The organism is Streptomyces sp. SA15 (assembly GCF_002291145.1).
Taxonomy (GTDB): Bacteria; Actinomycetota; Actinomycetes; order Streptomycetales; family Streptomycetaceae; genus Streptomyces.
The window spans coordinates 88,950-111,850 of the sequence record NZ_NTGE01000074.1 but is presented as its reverse complement, the minus strand read 5'-3'; the positions used below and the strand labels follow the sequence as shown (position 1 = coordinate 111,850).

Annotated in this window: 26 protein-coding genes and 2 pseudogenes; 22 read left to right on the top strand and 6 right to left on the bottom strand. The window is 71.2% G+C overall.

What is annotated here, in order from left to right:
* Positions 1-21 precede the first annotated feature (21 nt).
* Positions 22-708: a DUF2567 domain-containing protein gene (locus CLM62_RS13880; protein ID WP_095750164.1), complete on the top strand. Its 687-nt coding sequence runs from the start codon at positions 22-24 to the stop codon at positions 706-708.
* A gap of 181 nt (positions 709-889) precedes the next feature.
* On the opposite strand, the gene ybaK is transcribed toward CLM62_RS13880, so the two are convergent.
* From ybaK to CLM62_RS13860, 4 genes are all read right to left on the bottom strand, one after another.
* Complete coding sequence (gene ybaK, locus CLM62_RS13875; RefSeq protein WP_095750163.1) at positions 890-1,396, bottom strand: Cys-tRNA(Pro) deacylase; 507 nt, start codon at positions 1,394-1,396, stop codon at positions 890-892.
* Between the two features lie 37 nt (positions 1,397-1,433).
* Positions 1,434-2,174 (bottom strand): LON peptidase substrate-binding domain-containing protein, encoded by a 741-nt coding sequence (locus CLM62_RS13870; protein WP_095750162.1) that lies wholly within the window; start codon positions 2,172-2,174, stop codon positions 1,434-1,436.
* A gap of 11 nt (positions 2,175-2,185) precedes the next feature.
* Positions 2,186-3,238, bottom strand: coding sequence for a hypothetical protein (locus CLM62_RS13865; RefSeq protein WP_095750161.1), 1,053 nt, complete (start codon positions 3,236-3,238; stop codon positions 2,186-2,188).
* A gap of 129 nt (positions 3,239-3,367) precedes the next feature.
* The gene (locus CLM62_RS13860) at positions 3,368-4,945 is read right to left on the bottom strand and encodes an oxidoreductase (protein WP_095750160.1); all 1,578 of its coding nucleotides are present in this window, start codon (positions 4,943-4,945) and stop codon (positions 3,368-3,370) included.
* A gap of 189 nt (positions 4,946-5,134) precedes the next feature.
* Here CLM62_RS13860 and hisD point away from each other — a divergent pair, with 189 nt between their 5' ends.
* The 10 genes and pseudogenes from hisD (at position 5,135) to CLM62_RS13815 (ending at position 12,872) form a co-directional block, all read left to right on the top strand.
* Positions 5,135-6,460 (top strand): histidinol dehydrogenase, encoded by a 1,326-nt coding sequence (gene hisD / locus CLM62_RS13855; RefSeq protein ID WP_095750159.1) that lies wholly within the window; start codon positions 5,135-5,137, stop codon positions 6,458-6,460.
* A complete protein-coding gene (locus CLM62_RS13850; protein WP_095750158.1) occupies positions 6,457-7,563 on the top strand; it encodes a histidinol-phosphate transaminase in 1,107 nt (368 codons plus the stop codon). Before hisD ends, CLM62_RS13850 begins: the two co-directional genes overlap by 4 nt.
* Positions 7,560-8,153 (top strand): imidazoleglycerol-phosphate dehydratase HisB, encoded by a 594-nt coding sequence (gene hisB, locus CLM62_RS13845; protein WP_020137489.1) that lies wholly within the window; start codon positions 7,560-7,562, stop codon positions 8,151-8,153. Before CLM62_RS13850 ends, hisB begins: the two co-directional genes overlap by 4 nt.
* Complete coding sequence (locus CLM62_RS50025; RefSeq protein WP_179382086.1) at positions 8,150-8,314, top strand: hypothetical protein; 165 nt, start codon at positions 8,150-8,152, stop codon at positions 8,312-8,314. Before hisB ends, CLM62_RS50025 begins: the two co-directional genes overlap by 4 nt.
* Complete coding sequence (hisH, locus tag CLM62_RS13840) at positions 8,311-8,964, top strand: imidazole glycerol phosphate synthase subunit HisH (RefSeq protein ID WP_373559138.1); 654 nt, start codon at positions 8,311-8,313, stop codon at positions 8,962-8,964. The genes CLM62_RS50025 and hisH overlap by 4 nt, the downstream gene beginning before the upstream one ends.
* Positions 8,961-9,683, top strand: coding sequence for a bifunctional 1-(5-phosphoribosyl)-5-((5-phosphoribosylamino)methylideneamino)imidazole-4-carboxamide isomerase/phosphoribosylanthranilate isomerase PriA (priA, locus tag CLM62_RS13835; protein WP_095750156.1), 723 nt, complete (start codon positions 8,961-8,963; stop codon positions 9,681-9,683). The genes hisH and priA overlap by 4 nt, the downstream gene beginning before the upstream one ends.
* Before the next feature lie 16 nt (positions 9,684-9,699).
* Entirely contained in the window at positions 9,700-10,095 is a 396-nt protein-coding gene (locus CLM62_RS13830) for a RidA family protein (RefSeq protein ID WP_095750155.1), read from the top strand.
* 12 nt (positions 10,096-10,107) lie between these two features.
* Entirely contained in the window at positions 10,108-10,863 is a 756-nt protein-coding gene (gene hisF / locus CLM62_RS13825) for an imidazole glycerol phosphate synthase subunit HisF (RefSeq protein ID WP_095750154.1), read from the top strand.
* 119 nt (positions 10,864-10,982) lie between these two features.
* A complete protein-coding gene (locus CLM62_RS13820; protein WP_095750153.1) occupies positions 10,983-11,573 on the top strand; it encodes a transcriptional regulator in 591 nt (196 codons plus the stop codon).
* 10 nt (positions 11,574-11,583) lie between these two features.
* Positions 11,584-12,872: pseudogene (locus CLM62_RS13815) on the top strand (MFS transporter).
* A 6-nt stretch (positions 12,873-12,878) separates the two neighbouring features.
* Here the strand turns inward: CLM62_RS13815 and CLM62_RS51465 are convergent.
* Together CLM62_RS51465 and CLM62_RS13805 are read right to left on the bottom strand one after the other, a co-directional pair.
* Positions 12,879-13,037: pseudogene (locus tag CLM62_RS51465) on the bottom strand (VOC family protein); the annotation flags it as partial.
* 35 nt (positions 13,038-13,072) lie between these two features.
* Positions 13,073-13,708, bottom strand: a complete 636-nt coding sequence (locus CLM62_RS13805; protein ID WP_095750152.1) for a TIGR03085 family metal-binding protein — start codon at positions 13,706-13,708, stop codon at positions 13,073-13,075.
* 141 nt (positions 13,709-13,849) lie between these two features.
* On the opposite strand from CLM62_RS13805, the gene hisI reads away from it, so the two are divergent.
* The 11 genes from hisI to lgt all read left to right on the top strand — a co-directional run bounded on the left by hisI (position 13,850) and on the right by lgt (position 22,867).
* Positions 13,850-14,350 carry a phosphoribosyl-AMP cyclohydrolase gene (gene hisI / locus CLM62_RS13800; protein WP_257003835.1) on the top strand — a complete coding sequence of 167 codons (501 nt, stop codon included), beginning with the start codon at positions 13,850-13,852 and terminating at the stop codon, positions 14,348-14,350.
* An 11-nt stretch (positions 14,351-14,361) separates the two neighbouring features.
* Positions 14,362-15,840 (top strand): anthranilate synthase component I, encoded by a 1,479-nt coding sequence (locus tag CLM62_RS13795; protein ID WP_095750151.1) that lies wholly within the window; start codon positions 14,362-14,364, stop codon positions 15,838-15,840.
* A gap of 70 nt (positions 15,841-15,910) precedes the next feature.
* A complete protein-coding gene (locus tag CLM62_RS13790; protein ID WP_095750150.1) occupies positions 15,911-16,552 on the top strand; it encodes a TIGR02234 family membrane protein in 642 nt (213 codons plus the stop codon).
* A 197-nt stretch (positions 16,553-16,749) separates the two neighbouring features.
* Entirely contained in the window at positions 16,750-17,004 is a 255-nt protein-coding gene (locus CLM62_RS13785; RefSeq protein WP_095750173.1) for an HGxxPAAW family protein, read from the top strand.
* Positions 17,005-17,080: 76 nt separating this feature from the next.
* Positions 17,081-17,521, top strand: a complete 441-nt coding sequence (locus tag CLM62_RS13780; RefSeq protein ID WP_095750149.1) for a DUF2752 domain-containing protein — start codon at positions 17,081-17,083, stop codon at positions 17,519-17,521.
* Positions 17,522-17,733: 212 nt separating this feature from the next.
* The gene (gene trpC, locus CLM62_RS13775) at positions 17,734-18,543 is read left to right on the top strand and encodes an indole-3-glycerol phosphate synthase TrpC (protein ID WP_095750148.1); all 810 of its coding nucleotides are present in this window, start codon (positions 17,734-17,736) and stop codon (positions 18,541-18,543) included.
* A 22-nt stretch (positions 18,544-18,565) separates the two neighbouring features.
* Positions 18,566-18,742 (top strand): tryptophan biosynthesis modulator TrpM, encoded by a 177-nt coding sequence (gene trpM / locus CLM62_RS53025; protein ID WP_107483785.1) that lies wholly within the window; start codon positions 18,566-18,568, stop codon positions 18,740-18,742.
* 132 nt (positions 18,743-18,874) lie between these two features.
* Positions 18,875-20,161 carry a tryptophan synthase subunit beta gene (gene trpB, locus CLM62_RS13765; RefSeq protein WP_095750146.1) on the top strand — a complete coding sequence of 429 codons (1,287 nt, stop codon included), beginning with the start codon at positions 18,875-18,877 and terminating at the stop codon, positions 20,159-20,161.
* Complete coding sequence (gene trpA / locus CLM62_RS13760) at positions 20,158-20,976, top strand: tryptophan synthase subunit alpha (RefSeq protein ID WP_095750145.1); 819 nt, start codon at positions 20,158-20,160, stop codon at positions 20,974-20,976. Before trpB ends, trpA begins: the two co-directional genes overlap by 4 nt.
* 88 nt (positions 20,977-21,064) lie before the next feature.
* Complete coding sequence (locus CLM62_RS13755) at positions 21,065-21,841, top strand: thioredoxin domain-containing protein (protein ID WP_179382085.1); 777 nt, start codon at positions 21,065-21,067, stop codon at positions 21,839-21,841.
* An 84-nt stretch (positions 21,842-21,925) separates the two neighbouring features.
* A complete protein-coding gene (gene lgt / locus CLM62_RS13750) occupies positions 21,926-22,867 on the top strand; it encodes a prolipoprotein diacylglyceryl transferase (RefSeq protein WP_095750143.1) in 942 nt (313 codons plus the stop codon).
* Positions 22,868-22,901: the final 34 nt, after the last annotated feature.

The window sequence follows — 22,901 nt, the reverse complement described above, 5'->3', positions numbered from 1 at the left end:
CGGGCCTGGCACGATGTCAGAGTGACCGCACCGTTGACTCCTCCACCGCCGCCGCATGAACAGTCCCCGCACAACGCGTGGCAGGCTGCGCCTCCCGGGTACGTGGCTTCCGCGCCGGATGCGGACGCGTACGGCGCGCACGCTTCGTACGGACAGGATGGGCCCGGGATGAAGACCGAAGTGCGGGAGGCCGCCGTGATCACGGTGGCGGTGGCGCTCGGTGGGGTGCTGCTCGGGGTGCTGTGGTGGTGGCTGGCGCCGCATGTGCCGCTGGTCGGTGACGTGGTGGACAAGGACTGGGTCGTCTATCTCAAGGACACCGAGGGGGAGCAGGCGGTCGGGGTCGACGGAACGTTCACTCTGCTGGCCTCGGCCTTCGGGGTCGTGAGCGCGTTCGTCGTGTTCTTCTTGCGGCGGCGTGGGGGAGTGCCGCTGGTGGTGGCGCTGACCGTCGGGGGGCTGCTGGGGTCGTTGCTGGCGTGGCGGCTGGGGGTGTGGCTCGGGCCGGCGCAGGATGTGGTCGCGCATGCGAAGGATGTGGGCAAGGGGGTTACGTTCTCGGCGCCGTTGAAGTTGGGGGCGAAGGGGGCGTTGCTGGTGTGGTCCCTGGCCGCGCTGGTCGTTCATCTGGGGTTGACGGCGTTGTTCGGGCCTCGGGATCCGGAGCCGTATCCGCAGGGGCCGTATGGGGTGCCGCCGGCGTCGTAGGGCTGTCGGTGCGTCGTGGGTGCGGGCGGAGTTTCTCTCGCCCCCGCCGCCCCTACCCGTCCCATCCTGGGGGCTGCGCCCCCAGGCCCTCTGTCGGCCCTGAACGGGCCTCGTCCTCAAACGCCGGACGGGCTGGAATTGTCTCGGCGCTTGGAAGTGCTCCTTATGCCGGCACGAGGGGTTACGCACGGCCGATCGGGGCCACCACCGCTTCCGTCAGCTTCGTCAGGGCCTCGGGGGCGAGTTCGACCTCCAGGCCGCGGCGGCCCGCCGAGACGCAGATCGTGGGGTGGGTGGAGGCCGAGGCGTCCAGGACCGTGGGGAGCTTCTTGCGCTGGCCGAGCGGGGAGATGCCGCCGCGGACGTAGCCCGTGGTGCGTTCGGCGAGCGCCGGGTCGGCCATCGCGGCGCGCTTGCCGCCGACCGCCGCCGCCAGCGCCTTGAGGTCCAGCTGGCCCGCGACGGGGACGATCGCCACCGTCAGGGCGCCGTCGACGTCCGCGACCAGCGTCTTGAACACCCGCTCCGGCGAGACGCCCATCGCCTCGGCCGCCTCCTCGCCGTAGGAGGGATGGGAGGGGTCGTGGTCGTAGGAGTGGACCGTGTACGACACCCCCGCGGCCATCAGTGCCACCGTCGCCGGCGTGCCGCCCGACTGTTGTTGCTTCTGTTTCGCCTTCTTCGCCATGGAGGCCTGTTCCCGCCCGTTCCCCAGTGGTCGTACGTCAGTTGAGACTCGTCGGGCCGCGCGTCAGGTCCGACGACGGCAACGACGGCAGACTACGGATGATCGCCGTCTCCGAGCGAAGGAGTTTCAGCTCGTCGCGCAGCCGGGACGCGGTGTCCGGGGCCTGGAGCAGACGCTGCTTGGTCGGGGTGTCCAGCATCATCGCGGCGGCGACGAGGTACGAGACCACGGAGGGTTCGTCGGGCAGGTCCGCGCCGGTGGAGAGGGAGCGCTCGCGTGCGCCCGCCAGGCGCTTCTGGTATTGGCGGAAGGCTCGCAGGACCCCTTCCGCCAGCGCCCCGGCCTCGTCGCCCGGCTCCTCCGGCAGTTCCTCCAGCTCCGCCGTCAGAAACGGGCCCGACGCGTCGACCGACAGCAGGCGCGCCCTCGTCGTCCCCGTCGCCAGCACCTCGAAGGTGCCGTCGGCCCGCTCCCGTACCGTCGCGGCGTCCGCCACGCAGCCGGTGCCGTGGAACGACTTGATCGGGTCCTCGCCGAAACCGGCCGCCGGCCCGCGCTCGGGCACGGCCGTCTGGTCCGGCAGGCCGGAGGCGCTCGTGGCCACCTCGTGGCCGTCGCGGATCGCCACGACCGCGAAACGGCGTGGTTCTTCCTCGGGAGTCTTCATCAGCTCGCGCATCATGGCGCGATAACGCTCCTCGAAGACGTTCAGCGGCAGCACGAGCCCCGGGAACAGCACCGAGTTCAGCGGAAAGAGCGGCAGGCGGACGGTGGTCACGACGCAAGAGCCTAATGGTCGCCGGAGCGGGCACGTCCGCCGTGCTCACTCCCTGGATGCCCCGACGCCGTCTTCCGCCGGATCTCCTCGCGGATCTCGTCGCGGATCTCCAGGAACCGGCCGAGCGGATCGTCCGAGAACCGGCCCCAGGGGAAGGAGGTGGCGTACGGGCCGATCAGGCGCAGTTGCTCCCCGGCGTCCGTCCAGCGCTCCAGCCGTACCAGGACGTACGTCAGCTTGTTCCGCACCTCGGCCGGCCACGGGTCGGCCGCCGGGAACCGGGCGGAGAGCGCGATCGCCCGGTCGGCCGCCGCGTCCAGCCGCTCGCGCGGCACCTCGGGACCGGAGCCGTCAGTCAGGTAGGAGAAGGCCGCCCGCGCCGGCAACGCCTGGACGAGCGAGCCGACCGGAGCGTCCTGCGCGGCCAGGTCGGCGAAGTCGAAGCACGCGTGGTGGGAGCCGTGCCAGAAGGCGGCGAGGTACCGCAGGGCCGCCACATGGCAGCCGTAGTGGTGCGGGGCGCGGCGGACCGCGGCCTCCCACAGCTCCTCGAAGTACTTGTGCCCGGCGTTCGAGCCGCGCGCGTGGTCCAGCGCGATCCGCCACGGCACCGGATCGCTGAGGTCGCCGTGCGCGGCGGCCGTGATCAGAGGGCTCACCTCGCGCAGCAGTTCCGCCCGGGCCGGCGATCCCCAGCAGCGGTCCACCGCGAGCTGGGCGCCGACCAGCAGCGCGCCCGGGTCGTGCGGGGCGGCCGTACGCCACTCCTCGTACCACTCGCCACGCGCGCGGGCGAAGGCCGCGAGTCTTCGCGCGTAGCGATCGCGGTTCTCCCAGTCGGCATCGGCGCGGGTGGCGGCGAGCAGCTCGGCCGCCGGCGTGTACTCGCCCCGCGCGGCCGCGACCAGTACCGGTGCCAGCCGATCGTCGGGAGCGTCGAGGAGTACCTCGTCGTCGGCGGGTGGCGCCGTGGCCGACGCGTCCCTTCGGGACAGTCCGCGCACGGGCCACGCGGAAGGCCGGTGCATCCGGGAGGTACGGATGAACGGGGGCAGCAGAGCCATGGCTGTCCTTTGCGCCTAAACCGGCGCCGCTCTCGCGGACCGGGTTGCTCGCCATCGTGGTTGCGCAATTGATGGTTGCGGTAAGAAGACGGCTCATGACCCGCAATGGTTGTACGCCTTGAGGACGGCTCAGCTCCTGCGCAGCAGCCGCGTCGCCCCCGCCGCCACCGTCGTCGCCAGGACCCAGCCGAGCAGGATCATCGCGGCGGCCAGCCACTGCCAGCCGCCGCTCAGCTGCCAGAACCCGACCTGGCCCAGGTCGATGACCGGAAGCAGCAGGTCGAGGGCGAACAGGGCGGGGTTCCAGTCCGGATGCTCGCCCCGCTTGAGCGGCGGATGGCTGGCGCGGGCGAAGGCCACCGAACTCGCCGCCCACAGCACCGCCATCCATACGGCGGCCCGGCCCGGCCGGTACCCGTAGGCGACCGTCCAGTCCTGCGCGTACCCCCACAGCTTCGCGGCGATCGGCAGGCTCTCGCGGCGCCGGCGCTGCTTGGCGAGCAGCACCTCGCGCGCGTCCTCGTCCTCGCCGCCCGCCCGCAGCACGGTGGCCAGCCGCTCGTACGGCTCCGGGTTGTACTCGGCGGTCGCCGCCGCCACCCACTCCAGCCGCTCGTTCAGCGGGAACGGGCCGCGCGGCACCAGGTTCTCGTAGCTGAAGCCGCCCATGTGCAGTCGGCCCGGGCCCGGCCAGGCGTCCGCCCGGTCCATCAGGTTGACGACCCGCGCCCCGGACAGCACCACACCCCCGCGCGCCGGCCGCTCCCCGAGGAAGCGCAGCTCGGGCGTCTGAATGCGGCGCAGGGACAGCTCCTGCTCGTCGGTGAAGGTGAACCGGGCCCGCTCCAGGTCGACCGCGTCCCCGAACCGCCCGTCGTCCAGGCGCACCCCGCCCTCGCACTGGAACCGCTGGATACGCGTCCCGCGCGCGGGCGTCGTCCCGCTCAGCAGCGGATTGCCCACGCCCGCCGGGGTCAGATACAGCGAGCGCTCCACCGTCAACTGCGGGGCGTTCAGGGCGAACCGTGTGTACGGGTTGACCAGCCGGGCGCCGCGCAGGCTCAGCGACACGCCGATCTTGGCGCTGCGCAGCCTCAGCTCGCCGTGCGACTCCAGCATCTCCGCCTGGAGGTCCTGGCCGACGGTCATGCCGTCCCCGGCGATCGAGCGGCCGCTGCGGTCGCGGTACACGATCGCCTGGTTGAGCATCAGATCCGTCCCGATCTGCGCGTCGGTGAGCCGGATGCCGTTGTGGAAACGGCAGCGCGGCAGATGCAGATCGCCCTCGGTGTGGACCCTGGCGGCCTCCAGGCGCGGCACCGAGCAGTCCACCATCCGTACCGTCGTGAAGTGGGCCTCCGGCAGCAGGACGTCCCGCTCGAAGCGGCAGCCACGAAGTTCGACGTACGGCACCACCGTGCCGCCCGCCAGGTCCAGGGTGCCGCTGATCTGCACCCCGGTGAGCTTCAGGGACGACACCCGGCCCGCGAGCGCGGGCGGTCCATCCAGCAGCAGCCAGCACACGATGCGGGCCCGCACGGTCCGCTCGGACCCCCAGGGGTGCCCGCCGTGCGGATCGTCGACCACGGTGTCGCCGCTGCTCAGGTCGTACACGCTGCCGTTGCGGAAGGCCTGCCACATGCCGGCCTCGGCGGCGGTCAGATCGTCCGGCAGGTCCCCGTCCCGGATGCCGGCCCCCTCGGTCACGACTGTTCCTTCCTCCCCATCAGCTGTTCGTGGTTTCGCTGTTTCGTGGTTTCGTACAACTGTTCATGCCCGCTGAGTGACGCCCCGAACGCTAGACGTGAAGGCGATCTTCCGGGTTCCTGCGGGAATCCGTATCAGCCACTGGAATGCGCGGACAGGCTCCGACGAGGGTCTGCGAGAATTGGCCCTGTGATCTCGCGAATCGATCTGCGCGGCGACGCCCTTCCCGAGGGCCCCGCCCTGCGCGACCTGCTGCCCCGAGCCGACTTCGACGTATCGGCCGCCCTGGAGAAGGTGCGTCCGATCTGCGAGGCCGTGCATCATCGGGGCGACGCGGCGCTGATCGACTTCGCCGAGAAGTTCGACGGCGTCAGGCTCGATCAGGTGCGGGTGTCGGCCGCGGCGCTCACGCGCGCGCTGGAGGAGCTCGACCCGGCCGTGCGCGCGGCCCTGGAGGAGTCCATCCGCCGCACCCGGCTCGTCCACCGCGAGCAGCGCCGCTCCACCCACACCACCCAGGTCGTGCCCGGCGGCTCGGTCACCGAGAAGTGGGTGCCGGTCGAGCGGGTCGGGCTGTACGCGCCCGGCGGCCGGTCGGTGTACCCGTCCTCCGTGGTCATGAACGTCGTGCCCGCGCAGGAGGCCGGCGTCGAGTCGATCGCCCTCGCCTCCCCGGCCCAGGCCGAGTTCGGTGGCCTGCCGCACCCGACGATCCTCGCCGCGTGCGCGCTCCTCGGCGTCGACGAGGTCTACGCGGCCGGCGGCGCCACGGCCGTCGCGATGTTCGCGTACGGCACCGAGTCCTGCCCGCCCGCCAACATGGTCACCGGCCCCGGCAACATCTGGGTCGCCGCCGCCAAGCGCTACTTCACCGGCAGGATCGGCATCGACGCCGAGGCCGGTCCGACCGAGATCGCGATCCTCGCGGACGACACGGCCGACCCGGTGCACGTCGCCTCCGACCTGATCAGCCAGGCCGAGCACGACCCGCTGGCGGCCGCCGTGCTCGTCACCGACTCCGTCGCGCTCGCCGACGCGGTCGAGAAGGAGCTGGAGCCGCAGGTGGCGGCCACCAAGCACATCGAGGACCGGATCCGCCCGGCCCTGGCCGGCCGGCAGTCCGCGATCGTGCTGGTCGACGGGATCGACGAGGGTCTGCGGGTGGTCGACGCGTACGGCGCCGAGCACCTGGAGATCCAGACGGCTCGGGCTCAGGAAGTCGCCGACCGCGTACGCAACGCCGGCGCGATCTTCGTCGGCCCTTGGGCGCCCGTGTCGCTGGGCGACTACGCCGCCGGCTCCAACCACGTCCTGCCCACCGGCGGCTGCGCCTGCCACTCCTCCGGCCTGTCCGTCCAGTCCTTCCTGCGCGGAATCCACATCGTGGACTACACGCGGGACGCGCTGGCCGAGGTCGCGCACCACGTGGTGACCCTGGCGGAGGCGGAGGACCTGCCCGCGCACGGCGCGGCGATCAAGGCAAGGTTCGGGTGGAAGGTACCGACGAGCAAGTGAGCCTCGGAATCGACGATCTCCCCGTACGGGACGAGCTGCGCGGCAAGTCCCCCTATGGCGCGCCCCAGTTGGACGTCCCCGTACGGCTGAACACCAACGAAAATCCCTACCCGCTGCCCGAGCCGCTGGTCGAGCGGATCGCCGAGCGGGTGCGCGATGCGGCGCGGAACCTCAACCGCTACCCGGACCGGGACGCCGTGGAACTGCGCACCCAGCTCGCCAAGTACCTGACCGGCACCTCCGGCCACCCGGTCGGTCTGTCGAACGTCTGGGCGGCCAACGGCTCCAACGAGGTCATCCAGCAACTGCTGCAGACCTTCGGCGGACCGGGCCGTACGGCGATCGGCTTCGAGCCGTCGTACTCGATGCACGGGCTGATCGCGCGCGGCACCGGAACCGGCTGGATCTCGGGTCCGCGCAACGAGGACTTCACGATCGACCTCGCCGCCGCCGAGAAGGCCATCGCCGAGAACCGGCCGGACGTCGTGTTCATCACCACCCCCAACAATCCCACGGGCACCGCTGTCCCGCCGGAGACGGTCCTCGCGCTGTACGAGGCCGCGCAGGCCGCCAAGCCGTCCATGGTGATCGTGGACGAGGCGTACATCGAGTTCAGCCACGGCGACTCGCTGCTGCCGCTCATCGAGGGCCGGCCGAACCTCGTCGTCTCGCGGACGATGTCCAAGGCCTTCGGCGCGGCGGGCCTGCGCCTGGGCTATCTCGCCGCGCACCCGGCGGTCGTGGACGCCGTGCAGCTCGTACGGCTGCCGTACCACCTCTCGGCGATCACGCAGGCAACCGCGCTGGCCGCCCTGGAGCACACCGACACGCTGCTGGGGTACGTCGAGCAGCTGAAGGCCGAGCGGGACCGGCTGGTCACCGAACTGCTGGCGATCGGCTACGAGGTGACCGCGTCTGACGCCAACTTCGTGCAGTTCGGACGGTTCGACGACGCCCAGGCGATGTGGCGGAAGATCCTCGACCGGGGCGTCCTGGTCCGGGACAACGGTGTGCCCGGCTGGCTGCGGGTCACCGCCGGAACCCCCGAAGAGAACGACGCGTTCCTCGACGCGGTCCGTGAGTTGAAGAAGGAGAGCGCATGAGCCGCGTAGGCCGCGTGGAGCGGGTGACGAAGGAGACCTCGGTCCTCGTCGAGATCGATCTCGACGGGTCCGGGAAGGTGGATGTGTCGACGGGCGTCGGTTTCTACGACCACATGCTCGACCAGCTCGGCCGGCACGGTCTGTTCGACCTGACCGTGAAGACCGAGGGCGACCTGCACATCGACTCCCACCACACCATCGAGGACACCGCCCTCGCGCTCGGCGCCGCCTTCAAGCAGGCGCTCGGCGACAAGGTGGGGATTTATCGATTCGGCAACTGCACGGTCCCGCTGGACGAGTCCCTCGCCCAGGTGACGGTCGACCTGTCCGGCCGCCCCTACCTCGTGCACACCGAGCCCGAGAAGATGGCGCCGATGATCGGCGAGTACGACACCACGATGACCCGGCACATCCTGGAGTCCTTCGTGGCCCAGGCGCAGATCGCGCTGCACGTGCACGTGCCGTACGGGCGCAACGCGCACCACATCGTGGAGTGCCAGTTCAAGGCGCTGGCGCGGGCGCTGCGGTACGCGTCCGAGCGCGACCCGCGCGCGGCCGGCATCCTCCCGTCGACGAAGGGCGCGCTGTGAACGGCACGGCCACCGTCCTGATCGTCGTCGGGCTCTTCTTCCTCGGCGGCGTCTACTCCTTCGTCAAACAGCAGATGCCCCGGAGCCTGATCGTGCTGCTCTCGATCGGCGCGGCGATGTGTCTGGTCGCGGGCATCCTGAGGCTGGAGGTGTGGAATTGAGCGGCTCAGTCAAAAGGCAGCGGCGTGTCGTGGTCTTCGACTACGGCTTCGGCAACGTCCGTTCCGCCGAGCGTGCCCTCGCGCGCGCGGGAGCCGACGTGGAGATCACCCGCGACTTCGACACGGCCATGAACGCGGACGGCCTGCTGGTGCCGGGCGTCGGCGCCTTCGCCGCCTGTATGAAGGGCCTGAAGGAAGCGCGCGGGGACTGGATCGTCGACCGCCGGCTGGCGGGCGGCCGCCCGGTCATGGGCATCTGCGTCGGCATGCAGATCCTGTTCGCGCGCGGCATCGAGCACGGCGTGGAGAGCGAGGGTCTCGCCGAGTGGCCCGGCTCGGTCGAGCCGCTGCAGGCCGACATCGTGCCCCACATGGGCTGGAACACCGTCGAGGCCCCGGCCGGCTCCGAGCTGTTCGCCGGCCTGGACGCGGCCGCGCGCTTCTACTTCGTGCACTCCTACGCCGTCCACGACTGGACGCTGCAGACCGCGAACCCGGCGATGTCCGCCCCGCTGGTCACCTGGTCCACGCACGGCAAGCCCTTCGTGGCCGCCGTCGAGAACGGCGCCCTGTGGGCCACGCAGTTCCACCCCGAGAAGTCCGGCGACGCCGGAGCCCAGCTCCTCACCAACTGGATCGGAACACTGTGAGCAAGCTCGAACTCCTCCCCGCCGTCGATGTCCGTGACGGCCAGGCCGTCCGCCTCGTGCACGGCGAGTCCGGGACCGAGACGTCGTACGGCTCTCCGCTGGAGGCCGCCCTCGCCTGGCAGCGGGCGGGTGCCGAGTGGCTGCACCTGGTCGACCTGGACGCGGCGTTCGGGACGGGCGACAACCGGGCGCTGATCGCCGAGGTGACCAAGGCGATGGACATCAAGGTGGAGCTGTCCGGCGGCATCCGCGACGACGCCTCGCTGGCGGCGGCCCTGGCCACCGGCTGCACGCGCGTGAATCTCGGTACGGCCGCCCTGGAGAGCCCGGAATGGGTCGCCAAGATCATCGCCGAGCACGGCGACAAGATCGCGGTCGGTCTCGACGTACGCGGCACGACCCTGCGCGGCCGCGGCTGGACCCGCGACGGCGGCGACCTCTACGAGACGCTGGAGCGCCTCAACAAGGAGGGCTGCGCGCGGTACGTGGTGACGGACATCGCCAAGGACGGCACGCTGCAGGGTCCGAACCTGGAGCTTCTGAAGAACGTCTGCGCGGCGACGGACCGTCCGGTCGTGGCCTCCGGCGGCGTGTCGTCGCTGGACGACCTCAGGGCGATCTCCGGCCTGGTGCCCCTCGGTGTCGAGGGGGCCATCGTCGGGAAGGCCCTGTACGCGAAGGCGTTCACGCTGGAGGAAGCACTGGAGGCTACATCTTGAAAATGGACACAGTGTCATGACGTCCAAAGCCGTGCGGCGCGTGCAGAGCGGAAGTCCCTGGGAAGAGTCCTTCGGCTTCGCACGCGCCGTCGCGGCGGGCGACCGCGTCCTGGTGGGGGGCACGACGGCCTTCAAGGGCGACGTGCTGTACGGGGAGGGCGACCCGTACGAACAGGCCAGGGTGGCCTTCACCAGCGCGGTCGAGGCGCTCGGCGAGTTCGGGCTCGGTGTCGAGTCCGTGGTCCGTACGAGGATGTACCTGACCCACGCGCGTGACGTGGACGCCGTGGGCCAGGTCCACAAGGAGCTCTTCGACGCGGTCCGGCCGGTTTCGACCCTGCTGATCGTGGAGGGCTTCGTCGACTCGCGCATCCTGGTCGAAGTGGAAATAGAAGCATTCAGAGCACATTAGAGGAGCCGATTCATGACCCTGGCGGTCCGAGTCATCCCCTGCCTGGACGTGGACAACGGCCGGGTCGTCAAGGGTGTCAACTTCCAGAACCTGCGGGACGCGGGCGACCCCGTCGAGATGGCCAAGGTGTACGACGCCGAGGGCGCCGACGAGCTGACCTTCCTGGACATCACCGCCTCGTCGGGCAACCGCGAGACGACGTACGACGTGGTGCGCCGCACGGCCGAGCAGGTGTTCATCCCGCTGACGGTCGGCGGCGGCGTGCGTACGGCCGAGGACGTGGACAGGCTGCTGCGGGCGGGCGCGGACAAGGTCGGCGTGAACACCGCGGCCATCGCCCGCCCGGACCTCATCCGGGAGATCGCGGAGCGGTTCGGCCGGCAGGTGTTGGTGCTGTCGGTGGACGCGCGACGGACTCCGTCCGGTTCGTTCGAGGTGACCACCCACGGCGGCCGCAAGGGCACCGGCATCGACGCCGTCGAGTGGGCGCACCGGGCCGCCGAGCTGGGCGCGGGAGAGATCCTGCTCAACTCCATGGACGCGGACGGCACGAAGGACGGCTACGACCTGGAGATGATCGCGGCCGTCCGCAAGCACGTGACGGTTCCGGTGATCGCCTCGGGCGGCGCGGGCAAGCTGTCCGACTTCCCGTCGGCCGTTGCGGCGGGCGCGGACGCGGTGCTGGCGGCGTCGGTGTTCCACTTCGGGGATCTGCGGATCGGGCAGGTGAAGGAGACGTTGCGGGGGGCGGGGCACCCGGTGCGGTGACGCTGCGCTCGGCTGAACCCCGGTCCCTTGGAGGGCCGGGGTTTTCTTTCGGCCCCATACGAAGGATAAGTTGCGCAAAATATATTGCGCAAGTTTTCTTTCGTGTCTAGCGTGAGGGCATGACAGGCAAGGAGAGGAACCGTCCGATCACCGACCTGGGCACGCTCAAGGCGCTCGCCCACCCACTGCGGATGCAGCTGTACCGAGGGCTGACCGTGGCCCGGGTCGCCACCGCCTCGCAGCTGGCCGACCAGGTCGACGAAGCCGTGTCGCTGGTCAGCTACCACCTGCGGAAGCTGGCCCAGCACGGGCTCATCGAGGAGGCGGAGCCGCAGAGCGGGGACGGGCGGGAGCGGTGGTGGCAGCCCTCGTCGGAGGGGCTCAGCGTCCGCGACAAGGACTTCCGGGACGCGCCCGAGAAGGCGGCCTCGCACCTGGCGGCCACGCGGCTGTTCCATGAGCAGCGCGCCGACATGTACCGCCGCTACCTCGACGAGCGCCCCACCTGGGGCCCCGAGTGGAACTCCGCCGCACCTGACAACGAGTCCCTCCTACGGCTGACCGCCGTCGAACTGGCCGAGCTGGGTGAGGAGTTGCTCGCCCTGGCCAGGAAGTACGAGGAAAAGGGCCGGTCCGCCGAAGCCTCCGGCGACACCGAAGGGCGCGAGAGCGTCGCGCTGCACGTGTACGGCTTCCCGTTCCGCGTCTGAGAGGACCCTCGTGACCGCCGCCCTCACAGCCCCGGCCGACGTCACCGACAGACCGGCCCACCGCGACGGCAACGTGCTGCGCTGGCTCGCCGCCTACACCGCCTCGATGGTCGGCGACAGCGTCTACTACATCGCTCTGTCCTGGGCGGCGGTCCGGGCCGGCACGCCCGCGGAGGCGGGCCTGGTGATGACCGCGAGCGCCGTGCCGCGGGCCCTGCGATGGGGGTACCGCCCGCTCGAGCGAAGCCGAGAGTGGGGGAGCTGGGCGGGGGAGTGATCGCCGACCGGTTCGGACCGCGCAGGGTGGTCATCGGCAGCGACGTCGTGCGCTGCGCGGCCGTGCTCGCCGTGGCCGGACTGCTCCTCGTCACCGCCCCGGGGCTGTGGCCGCTGACCGTGCTCGCCGTGATCTTCGGGACCGTGGATGCCGTGTTCAGGCCCGCCATAGGTGCCCTTCCCGCGCGCGTGACGAGCCGCGGTCAGCTCGCGCGCGTGCAGGGCATGCGGGGCCTCGCAATCCGGTTCGCGAGCGTCGTCGGCGGCCCGCTCGGTGGACTCGGAGTGGCGGTCGGCGGTGCCGCGGCCGCGTTCGGGCTGGCCGGGCTGCTGATCGCGGTGTCGGTGCCGCTGTTGGTCTCCGTACGGATGCGGGACCTGACCCCTGACGAGAAGACCGGGACCGGCGGCGACACCGCGTGGCGCGATCTGGTGGCCGGGCTGCGCTACATCCGCCGGCACCGGGTTCTCGCCCCGCTGATGGCCGTCATCGCTCTCGGCGATCTCGGCTTCGTCGGTCCGCTCAACGTGGGCCTGGTCCTGCTCGCCGACGAGCGCGGCTGGGGCGCCGCCGGGATGGGCTGGGTGCTCGCCGGGTTCGGGACCGGCGCGGGCGCCGCTTCCCTGCTGCTCACCGTGCGGGGGCGGTTGCCGCACGCCGGGCAGGTCGCGGCGTACACGATCCTCGCGGGCTCCGTCGCGATCGGCGCGCTCGCATACGCCCCGACCGTCGTCACGGCCGTCGTGGTGGCCCTGTTCATCGGGCTGCTCGCCGGGCTCAGCGGCGCGCTGTGCGGCGCTCTGCTGCAGACCCACGCCGACCCCGCTTACCTGGGCCGCGCCACCGCCGTCTCCAGCCTGGTCAGCCTCGGCCTCACCCCGCTCAGCATGCCGCTGTCCGCCGCAGCCATCGGCGCCTGGGGCACCGGCCCGGTCTTCGTCGTCAGCGCCGCGGTCTGCGGGCTCGGCGGGATCGTCGCCCTGGGCGTCAGGGACCTGCGCCAGGCCGAACTGCCCCGCTGACCCCGCTCAGTCCTTCGGCTGCGCCGGCTGCACCAGGTTGCCGACCGTGTCGTCCAGTACGGCCGTGATCATCGGCCCCTGCTCCTGCGGGCCCTGGGCGAAGTGGACCCCCAGCTTCCGCAGTCGCTCGTACTCGGCCTCGACGTCGTCGACGGAGAAGACGATTCTCGAAGCCGAGGACGTCCGGTTCCGGGGGCGGTTCAGATCCCGAGCTGCTTCGTATCGTGCAGCTTGGCGATCGCGTCCTTGTCGCCGTCCAGTTCGACCGTGGCCGCGCTCTGCCGACCGTAGGAGAACAGCAGCAGCTCCGACGGCTCGCCGGTCACCGTCACCACCGGCGTCCCACGGTGGGCGACCGCCGTCTGGCCGTCCGGGCGGCGCAGCACCAGGCCCGTCGGAACGCCACGGCCCATGAGGCGGGCGGTGCGCTCCAGACGGGACCACAGGGCGTCCTGGAAGACCTTGTCGAGTTCGCGGGGCGTCCAGTCGGGCTGGGCGCGGCGGACGTCCTCGGTGTGGACGTAGAACTCGATGGTGTTCGACGCCTCGTCGATCTGCTTGAGCTGGAAGGGCGAGAACCGTGGCGGGCCGGTCCGGATCAGCTGGATCAGCTCCTCGTACGGCTTCGCGGTGAACTCGTCCATCACCTTCTCCAGGCGTGGCGCGAGTTGCTTGATCAGTATCCCGCCGGCGGCATCGGGGCGGCGCTCGCGCACCACCACGTGCGCGGCGAGGTCACGGGTCCGCCAGCCCTCGCAGAGGGTCGGGGCGTCCGGGCCCACGGCCTCCAAGAGGTCGGCCAGGAGAAGTCGTTCACGCTTGGCGAAGGTCGACATGGCAGCCAGCCTACGACCGCCCCGAGGGTCCGCCCACCCGTCACCCGACCACCACCCCCCATCGAGGCGCTTCGCGCCGCCCTTTTTCAATCCGTGGACACCCCAACGGGCTTGTCAGTGGCGCGCGGCACAATGGCACTCATGACCAGCACGCCCCCGCCCACCGGCCTCGACCCGGAGATCGCGGCGCGCCTCAAGCGCAGCGCCGACGGACTCCTGCCCGCCATCGCCCAGCAGTACGACACCGGAGAGGTGCTGATGCTCGGCTGGATGGACGACGAGGCGCTGCACCGCACCCTGACCACCGGCCGCTGCACCTACTGGTCGCGCAGCCGCCGGGAGTACTGGGTCAAGGGCGACACCTCCGGCCACTTCCAGTGGGTCAAGTCCGTCGCCCTCGACTGCGACGCCGACACCGTGCTGGTCAAGGTCGACCAGGTCGGCGCCGCCTGCCACACCGGCGCGCGCACCTGCTTCGACGCGGACGTGCTGCTCAAGGACGGCATCGACAAGGACCGCATCGACAAGGACGGCATCGACAAGGACGGCATCGACAAGGACCGCATCGACAAGGACGGCATCGACAAGGACCGCATCGACGAGGGCGGCGCCGATTCCGGCGTGCCGGCCGTGAATCAGTAAGGTCAGCCGCCATGGACCTCGAGACGTTCCGCAAGCTGGCCACCGACCGCCGCGTCATCCCCGTCACCCGCAAGCTGCTCGCCGACGGCGACACCCCGGTCGCGCTCTACCGCAAGCTGGCCGCAGAGCGCCCCGGCACCTTCCTGCTGGAGTCCGCGGAGAACGGCCGCTCGTGGTCCCGGTACTCCTTCGTCGGCGTCCGCTCCACCGGCACGCTCACCGAGCGCGACGGCCAGGCCCACTGGCTCGGCGTCCCGCCCGTCGGCGTCCCCGTCGACGGCGACCCGCTCGCCGCCCTGCGCGCCACCATCGAGGCCCTGCACACCCCCCACCAGGAGGGCCTGCCGCCCTTCACCGGCGGCATGGTCGGCTATCTCGGCTACGACATCGTGCGCCGCCTGGAGAAGATCGGCCCCGGCGAGCGGGACGACCTGAAGCTGCCCGAGCTGACCATGCTCCTCACCAGCGACCTCGCCGTCATGGACCACTGGGAGGGCTCGGTCCTGCTGATCGCCAACGCGATCAACCACAACGACCTCGACACGGGCGTCGACGATGCGTACGCCGATGCCGTGGCCCGTCTGGACGCCATGGAGGCTGACCTCTCGCGCGCGGTCGCCCAGCCGCCCGCCGTGCTGCCGCCCTCCGAGCTCCCCGAGTACACCGCGCTCTGGGGCGGCCCCGACTTCCAGGAGGCCGTCGAGGACATCAAGGAGCGCATCCGGGCGGGCGAGGCCTTCCAGGTCGTACCGTCGCAGCGCTTCGAAACACCGTGCACGGCAACCGCGTTGGACGTGTACCGGGTGCTGCGGGCGACCAACCCCTCGCCGTACATGTACCTGTTCCGGTTCGAGGAGTTCGACGTCGTCGGCTCGTCCCCCGAGGCCCTGGTCAAGGTGGAGGACGGGCAGGCCATGGTCCACCCCATCGCCGGCACCCGGCCCCGCGGGACCACCCCGCAGGAGGACCAGGCCCTCGCCGACGAACTGCTGGCCGACCCCAAGGAGCGCGCGGAGCACCTGATGCTCGTCGACCTCGGGCGCAACGACCTCGGACGCGTCTGCGAGCCCGGCTCGGTCGAGGTCGTCGACTTCATGTCCATCGAGCGGTACTCGCACGTCATGCACATCGTCTCGACCGTGACGGGCCGGATCGCCCGGGGCCGTACGGCCTTCGACGTGCTGACGGCCTGTTTCCCGGCGGGCACGCTCTCCGGCGCGCCCAAGCCCCGCGCGATGCAGATCATCGACGAACTGGAACCCTCCAGGCGCGGCCTGTACGGCGGCTGCGTCGGCTACCTCGACTTCGCCGGCGACTCCGACACCGCCATCGCCATCCGCACGGCCCTCCTGCGCGACGGCACGGCCTACGTCCAGGCGGGCGCCGGCATCGTCGCCGACTCCGACCCGGTCGCCGAGGACACCGAGTGCCGGAACAAGGCGGCGGCGGTCCTGCGAGCGGTACACACCGCCAACCGGCTGGGCAAGTAGGGCGCTTCTCGCAGAGTGGGGCGCTTCTCACTGAACCCCGGGTGACGGTTCGCCCGGGGTTCACGCGATAGTGGAGTACGTGACTGCTGTACCTCACCCCCGTTCCGAAGCCGCAGGACCCGCCCGGGCCGGCCGCCTGAGCCTCGCCGTCGCTCTGCTGTGCGGTGCGCTCGGCGCGGCCGTGGCGTTGCTGGCCACCCGGCAGCAATGGTCGGAGGGCACCGCGACGGTGGCCGGCGGCGCCTTCCCGCTGACCGCCAACGGCAGCGATGTCACCGGCGTCCCCGCTGCCCTCGCCATAGTGGGCCTCGCCGCGCTCGTCGCCGTCTTCGCCGTCCGCCGGGCCGGCCGCTTCCTCGTCGCCGCCCTGCTCGCGCTCTCCGGCGCCGGCACGATCGCCGCGGCCCTGCTCGGCGCCTCCGACAGCTCCGCGCTCGACGAGAAGGCCGCGAAGGCCTCCGGCGACACCTCGGCCACCGTGGACGCGCTCTCCCACACCGCCTGGCCGTACGTCGCGGCCGTCGGCGGCGTCCTGCTCCTCCTCGCCGGACTGCTCGCCCTGCGCTACGGCCGCCTGTGGCCCGCCATGTCCGGCCGCTACGAACGCGCCGGAGCCCCCCGCCCGCGCCGCACGGCACCCGCCGTGGACCCCGACCGGCCCGAGGACCTCTGGAAGGCCCTAGACCGGGGCGAGGACCCCACCGGCGCGTAAGCGCTCCGCTGGGTCCGGTGCGTCGACCGCGGGTCCGTCGTGGCTGGTCGCGCAGTTCCCCGCGCCCCTTTGGGGCGCTGCCGAACGCTTGGCTTCGACGCGCGAGGGCCGACCCCCGGACAACCCGCACGCGCGTGTGCGGGACAATGGCCATGAGCGTCCGGCTCAGACACGAACACAGCAACGAGGAGCAAGTCATGGCGGGCAGCAGCCACGGTCACACCCCGGCCGCCTGGACCGGTGTCACTATCGCGTTCATCGGTTTCTGCGTCTCGGGCGCCTTCATGGTGATGGCACAGCCTGTGGGCTTCTGGGCCGGCCTGGCGATCGTGGTCCTCGGTGGCGTCGTCGGCTGGATCATGAGGGCGATGGGCATGGGCCAGCCGAAGAACGCCCACCCGGTGCACCACACCACCGGGGAGAAGCGCGAGCCGGCGAGCGTCGAGAGGTGACCTGAACTCTCCACGAGGGGCGGCTCCGGCCGCCCCTCACGCGCGTCCGGAGGCCCGCGCAGGGCACAATGCCAACGTGAACGCCGACAGCCAGGCCGACCGTCAGAAGGCGACGTACACCGCCGTGCTGGGACGGCTGGCCGCCCCCGCCGGGGTGCTCGCGGCCGTGGCCGGTGCCTTCGCCTACGTGGGCACCGTGGACCCCAACGAACCCGGTCACTACCCCGCCTGCCCGCTGCTGCGCCTGACCGGCATCTACTGCCCCGGCTGCGGCGGGCTGCGCAGCGCGCACGCCTTCGTACACGGAGATTTCGTAGCAGCGCTCGGAGCCAATGCCCTGGCCGTCGCGGGATACCTCGTCTTCGCGGTGGTGTGGACCGTCTGGGTGGTCCGCTCGCTGCGCGGGCGGCCGCTGAGGATCGATCTCGGGCCGGTGCACCTGTGGAGTCTGGGCGCGTTGCTGCTGGTCTTCACGGTTGTCCGGAACCTGCCGTTCGGTGGCTGGCTACACCCTTGATCAACTGGCGAACGTCCAGTAAGGGGGCACCTCCCGCCCGAGCCATGCGAAGCTGGTTCGAGGGTGGGGGAGGGACCGGCGTCAACCGGATGCGAGGCCCACGCCTTCCTCCGGATACCATCACAGTGACCATCGGTTTCGTCTCATCAAGGCGGGCGGATGGCGGAAGCTCAACCGCTTGAACATCGACCGTCTGGAAGGGGGCCGCTCGCGTGAGTGTGCTCGACGAGATCATCGACGGAGTCCGTGCCGACCTCGCGGAGCGGCAGGCGCGCGTCAGCCTCGACGAGCTCAAGGAGCGCGCGGCGAAGGCTCCCGCGGCCAAGGACGGAGTGGCCGCACTGCGCGGCGAAGGCGTCAAGGTGATCTGTGAGGTCAAGCGCTCCAGCCCGTCCAAGGGCGCGCTGGCCGCGATCGCCGACCCGGCCGGCCTCGCCGCGGACTACGAGGCGGGCGGCGCGGCCGTCATCTCCGTCCTCACCGAACAGCGCCGCTTCGGCGGCTCGCTGGCCGACCTGGAGGCGGTCCGCGCCCGCGTGGACATCCCCGTCCTGCGCAAGGACTTCATCGTCACCTCGTACCAGCTGTGGGAGGCACGGGCGTACGGCGCCGACCTGGCGCTGCTCATCGTCGCGGCCCTGGAGCAGTCGGCGCTGGAGTCCCTGGTCGAGCGCGCCGAGTCCATCGGCCTCACCCCGCTGGTCGAGGTGCACGACGAGGACGAGGTCGAGCGCGCGGTGGACGCGGGCGCGAAGGTGATCGGCGTCAACGCGCGCAACCTGAAGACGCTGGAGGTCGACCGCACGACCTTCGAGCGGGTCGCGCCGGAGATCCCGGACAGCATCGTCAAGATCGCGGAGTCGGGTGTCCGCGGCCCGCACGACCTCATCGCGTACGCCAACGCCGGCGCCGACGCGGTCCTGGTCGGCGAGTCCCTGGTGACCGGCAAGGACCCGAAGACGGCGGTCGCCGACCTGGTCGCGGCGGGTGCGCATCCCGCATTGCGGCACGGCCGGGGCTGATCACCCGCTAGGCTTGGCCCCGATGACTCTCCCGATCACCCTGGCGACCAGGGACCCGTACGCCCGCCTCGCGCGCGGCTGCCGGCCCCGAGGCTGCCGCGCGCCCGCGAGGCGGGTGCACGGTCGACGGGTCCGATACGTCATCGGTGACGAGCCTGGGCAGGTAAACGGACGGCGATGGCAGCGCCCCTTCTTTTAGGGGCGCGGGACAGTTCTGAATATGCGGCTCCGCCGCGTGGGCGCGACCAGCCACAACCGGCCCGCAGTCAACTGACAACCCCCGCCCCCACGGCGATCAGTGACCCCAAAACACTCACCGTGAGGTTTCCGCATGCCCAGCGACTTCTTCATCCCCGACCCGGAGGGTCAAATCCCCAGCGCCGAAGGCTACTTCGGCGCGTTCGGCGGCAAGTTCATCCCGGAGGCCCTCGTCGCCGCCGTGGACGAGGTGGCCGTCGAGTACGACAAGGCCAAGCACGACCCCGAGTTCGCCCGCGAGCTCGACGACCTGCTGGTGAACTACACCGGCCGCCCCAGCGCCCTCACAGAAGTCCCCCGCTTCGCCGAACACGCCGGTGGCGCGCGCGTGTTCCTCAAGCGCGAGGACCTCAACCACACCGGCTCCCACAAGATCAACAACGTGCTCGGCCAGGCCCTGCTCACCAGGCGCATGGGCAAGACGCGTGTAATCGCCGAGACCGGCGCCGGTCAGCACGGTGTCGCGACCGCCACCGCCTGCGCGCTGTTCGGTCTCGAGTGCACCATCTACATGGGCGAGATCGACACCAAGCGGCAGGCCCTGAACGTGGCCCGTATGCGCATGCTCGGTGCCGAGGTCATCGCCGTGAAGTCCGGCAGCCGTACGCTGAAGGACGCGATCAACGAGGCCTTCCGTGACTGGGTCGCCAACGTCGACCACACCCACTACCTGTTCGGGACCGTGGCCGGGCCGCACCCCTTCCCCGCGATGGTCCGCGACTTCCACCGCGTCATCGGCGTCGAGGCCCGCCGCCAGTTGCTGGAGCGCGCCGGGCGGCTGCCCGACGCGGCCGTCGCCTGCGTCGGCGGCGGCTCCAACGCCATCGGTCTCTTCCACGCCTTCATCCCCGACGAGGGCGTGAGGCTCATCGGCTGTGAGCCCGCCGGCCACGGCATCGAGACCGGCGAGCACGCGGCGACCCTGTCCGCGGGCGAGCCCGGCATCCTGCACGGATCGCGCTCGTACGTCCTCCAGGACGAGGAGGGCCAGATCACCGAGCCGTACTCGATCTCGGCCGGTCTGGACTACCCGGGCATCGGCCCCGAGCACTCCTACCTCAAGGACACCGGCCGCGGCGAGTACCGCGCGGTCACCGACGACGCGGCCATGCAGGCGCTGCGCCTGCTGTCGCAGACCGAGGGCATCATCCCGGCCATCGAGAGCGCCCACGCGCTGGCCGGCGCCCTGGAGGTCGGCCGGGAACTGGGCAAGGACGGTCTGATCGTGGTCAACCTGTCCGGCCGCGGCGACAAGGACATGGACACCGCCGCCCGCTACTTCAGCCTGTACGACACCGACGCCGAGGTCGCGGCCGACGCGGGCAACGGGACCGCCGAGATCGAGGGGGACGCCAAGTGAGCGGCACCATCCAGCTTCTGACGGACACCCTCGCCGCCGCCAAGGCCGAGGGCCGCTCCGCCCTCATCGCCTACCTCCCGGCCGGGTTCCCGACGGTGGACGGCGGCATCGAGGCGATCAAGGCCGTCTTCGACGGCGGCGCCGACATCGTCGAGGTCGGGCTGCCGCACAGCGACCCCGTCCTCGACGGACCGGTGATCCAGACCGCCGACGACATCGCCCTGCGGGGCGGCGTCAAGATCGCGGACGTCATGCGGACGGTCCGGGAGGCCCACGAGGCGACCGGCAAGCCGGTGCTCGTGATGACGTACTGGAACCCGATCGACCGCTACGGCGTCGAGCGCTTCACCGCCGAGCTGGCCGAGGCCGGCGGCGCGGGCTGCATCCTGCCCGATCTTCCTGTCCAGGAGTCGGCACTGTGGAGGGAGCACGCGGAGAAGCACGGCCTCGCGACCGTCTTCGTGGTGGCCCCCAGCAGCAAGGACGAGCGGCTCGCGCAGATCACCGCGGCGGGCAGCGGCTTCGTCTACGCCGCCTCGCTGATGGGCGTCACCGGCACCCGCGAGTCGGTCGGCGCGCAGGCTCAGGACCTGGTGCGGCGCACCCGGGCCACCGGCACCGACCTGCCGGTCTGCGTCGGGCTCGGTGTCTCCAACGCCGAGCAGGCCGCCGAGGTCGCCGGCTTCGCGGACGGCGTGATCGTCGGCTCGGCCTTCGTCAAGCGGATGCTGGACGCGCCGGACGACGCGGCCGGTGTCGAGGCCGTCCGCACACTCGCGGGCGAGCTCGCCAAGGGCGTGCGCCGACAGGCGTGACCAGCGCGGTATGTCATACAGGTCCCTCGTACGAGTGGACCTGGGGCCGGGGAGGCGCGGTGCGCCTCCCCGGTTCGTTCTGCGGGGTGTGAGCGACAAGAACCGTGAGGGAAAGCGCACCGCCCGCGAGCGGCTGGCGGTCGAGCGTGAGAAGCAGAAGGCCGCGGAGAAGCGACGCCGGGCGCTGATCGTGGGCGCGAGCGTGGTCGGCGTCCTCGGTCTCGCGGCGGTGATCGGAGTCGTCGCGGCGAACGTCGGCAAGGACGACGGCAGCGAGTCCTCAGGCCCGGTCGTGGCGCCCTCGGGGGCGCAGGGCAAGGACGCACTGGCCATCCCGGTCGGCAAGGACAGCGCGAAGTCCACGCTCACGGTGTGGGAGGACTTCCGCTGCCCGGCCTGCAAGGCCTTCGAGACGGCGTACCGCCCGACGATCCACGAGCTGACCGAGGCCGGACAGCTGAAGGTGGAGTACCGCCTGGTCACGCTCATCGACGGCAACATGGGCGGCACCGGGTCCCGCAACGCGGCCAACGCCGCGGCCTGCGCCCAGGACGCCGGCAAGTTCCCCGCGTATCACGACGTGCTCTTCGACAAGCAGCCCCAGGAGACCGACGACGCCTACGCCAAGAACGACAAGCTGATCGAGCTGGCCGGCAAGGTCGACGGCCTGGACACCCCCGCCTTCCGCAAGTGCGTCGAGGACGGCACGCACAACAGCTGGGTCGCCAAGTCCCACGAGGCCTTCAACAAGGGCGGCTTCTCGGGCACACCGACCGTGCTGCTGGGCGGCAAGAACATCTACCAGGACCGGACGATGACCCCGGCCAAGCTGAAGGAGATGGTGCAGAAGGCGGCCGAGGGGTAAGGCGCCTTCACACCCGCCCGTTATGGACCCGTTGCCGGGCCGCCTGCCGTGGGCCCGGCCCGGCAGGGTAGCGTCGACCCTGCCATGGAACTTGCCTACATTCCCAGCCCGTCGCGCGGGGTGATCCACCTCGGCCCCATTCCGCTGCGCGGCTATGCGTTCTGCATCATCATCGGCGTCTTCGTTGCCGTCTGGCTCGGCAACAAGCGCTGGATCGCCCGGGGCGGGCGGGCCGGCACGGTGGCCGACATCGCGGTGTGGGCCGTGCCGTTCGGCCTGATCGGCGGTCGGCTCTACCACGTGATCACGGACTACGAGCTGTACTTCAGCGAGGGCCGTGACTGGGTGGACGCCTTCAAGATCTGGGAGGGCGGCCTCGGCATCTGGGGCGCGATCGCCCTCGGCGCGCTGGGCGCGTGGATCGGCTGCCGGCGCCGGGGCATCCCGCTGCCCGCGTGGGCCGACGCCGTCGCGCCGGGCATCGCCCTCGCGCAGGCGATCGGCCGCTGGGGCAACTGGTTCAACCAGGAGCTGTACGGGAAGCCGACCGACCTGCCCTGGGCCGTGGAGATCACCTCGTCGACGGACGGACGGGTGCCGGGCACGTACCACCCGACGTTCCTGTACGAGTCGCTGTGGTGCATCGGCGTCGCCGTCCTGGTCATCTGGGCGGACCGCCGCTTCAAGCTGGGGCACGGGCGGGCGTTCGCGCTGTACGTCGCCGCGTACTGCGCCGGCCGCGCCTGGATCGAGTACATGCGCGTCGACGAGGCCCACCACGTCCTGGGCCTGCGGTTGAACGTCTGGACCGCGATGATCGTGTTCCTGCTCGCGGTGACGTACCTCGTGCTGTCGTCGAAGAAGCGGCCCGGGCGGGAGGCCGTGGTGGAACCCGGCGTCGAGCCTGCTGCCTCCGGCGGTGAGGCCGACGGTGACGGTACCGCCGACGGTGAGACCGAGGTCTCCGACACGGAGGCCGAGGAAAAGGACGAGAAGGACGGGGCCGAGTCCGCGAAGAGGACCTGACGGTCGGCCGTACGACGATGAGGGCGCCCTGGGA

Bases quoted from the DNA above. Each gene is read 5' to 3' on its own strand.
- hisF (WP_095750154.1), top strand. From the start codon at position 10,108: ATGACCCTGGCGGTCCGAGTCATCCCCTGCCTGGACGTGGACAACGGC.
- CLM62_RS13820 (WP_095750153.1), top strand. From the start codon at position 10,983: ATGACAGGCAAGGAGAGGAACCGTCCGATCACCGACCTGGGCACGCTC.
- trpB (WP_095750146.1), top strand. From the start codon at position 18,875: ATGCCCAGCGACTTCTTCATCCCCGACCCGGAGGGTCAAATCCCCAGC.
- ybaK (WP_095750163.1), bottom strand. From the start codon at position 1,396: ATGGCGAAGAAGGCGAAACAGAAGCAACAACAGTCGGGCGGCACGCCG.
- lgt (WP_095750143.1), top strand. From the start codon at position 21,926: ATGGAACTTGCCTACATTCCCAGCCCGTCGCGCGGGGTGATCCACCTC.
- CLM62_RS13805 (WP_095750152.1), bottom strand. From the start codon at position 13,708: ATGTCGACCTTCGCCAAGCGTGAACGACTTCTCCTGGCCGACCTCTTG.
- CLM62_RS13795 (WP_095750151.1), top strand. From the start codon at position 14,362: ATGGACCTCGAGACGTTCCGCAAGCTGGCCACCGACCGCCGCGTCATC.
- hisI (WP_257003835.1), top strand. From the start codon at position 13,850: ATGACCAGCACGCCCCCGCCCACCGGCCTCGACCCGGAGATCGCGGCG.
- CLM62_RS13830 (WP_095750155.1), top strand. From the start codon at position 9,700: ATGACGTCCAAAGCCGTGCGGCGCGTGCAGAGCGGAAGTCCCTGGGAA.
- trpM (WP_107483785.1), top strand. From the start codon at position 18,566: ATGACTCTCCCGATCACCCTGGCGACCAGGGACCCGTACGCCCGCCTC.
- CLM62_RS13785 (WP_095750173.1), top strand. From the start codon at position 16,750: ATGGCGGGCAGCAGCCACGGTCACACCCCGGCCGCCTGGACCGGTGTC.
- CLM62_RS13865 (WP_095750161.1), bottom strand. From the start codon at position 3,238: ATGGCTCTGCTGCCCCCGTTCATCCGTACCTCCCGGATGCACCGGCCT.
- hisB (WP_020137489.1), top strand. From the start codon at position 7,560: ATGAGCCGCGTAGGCCGCGTGGAGCGGGTGACGAAGGAGACCTCGGTC.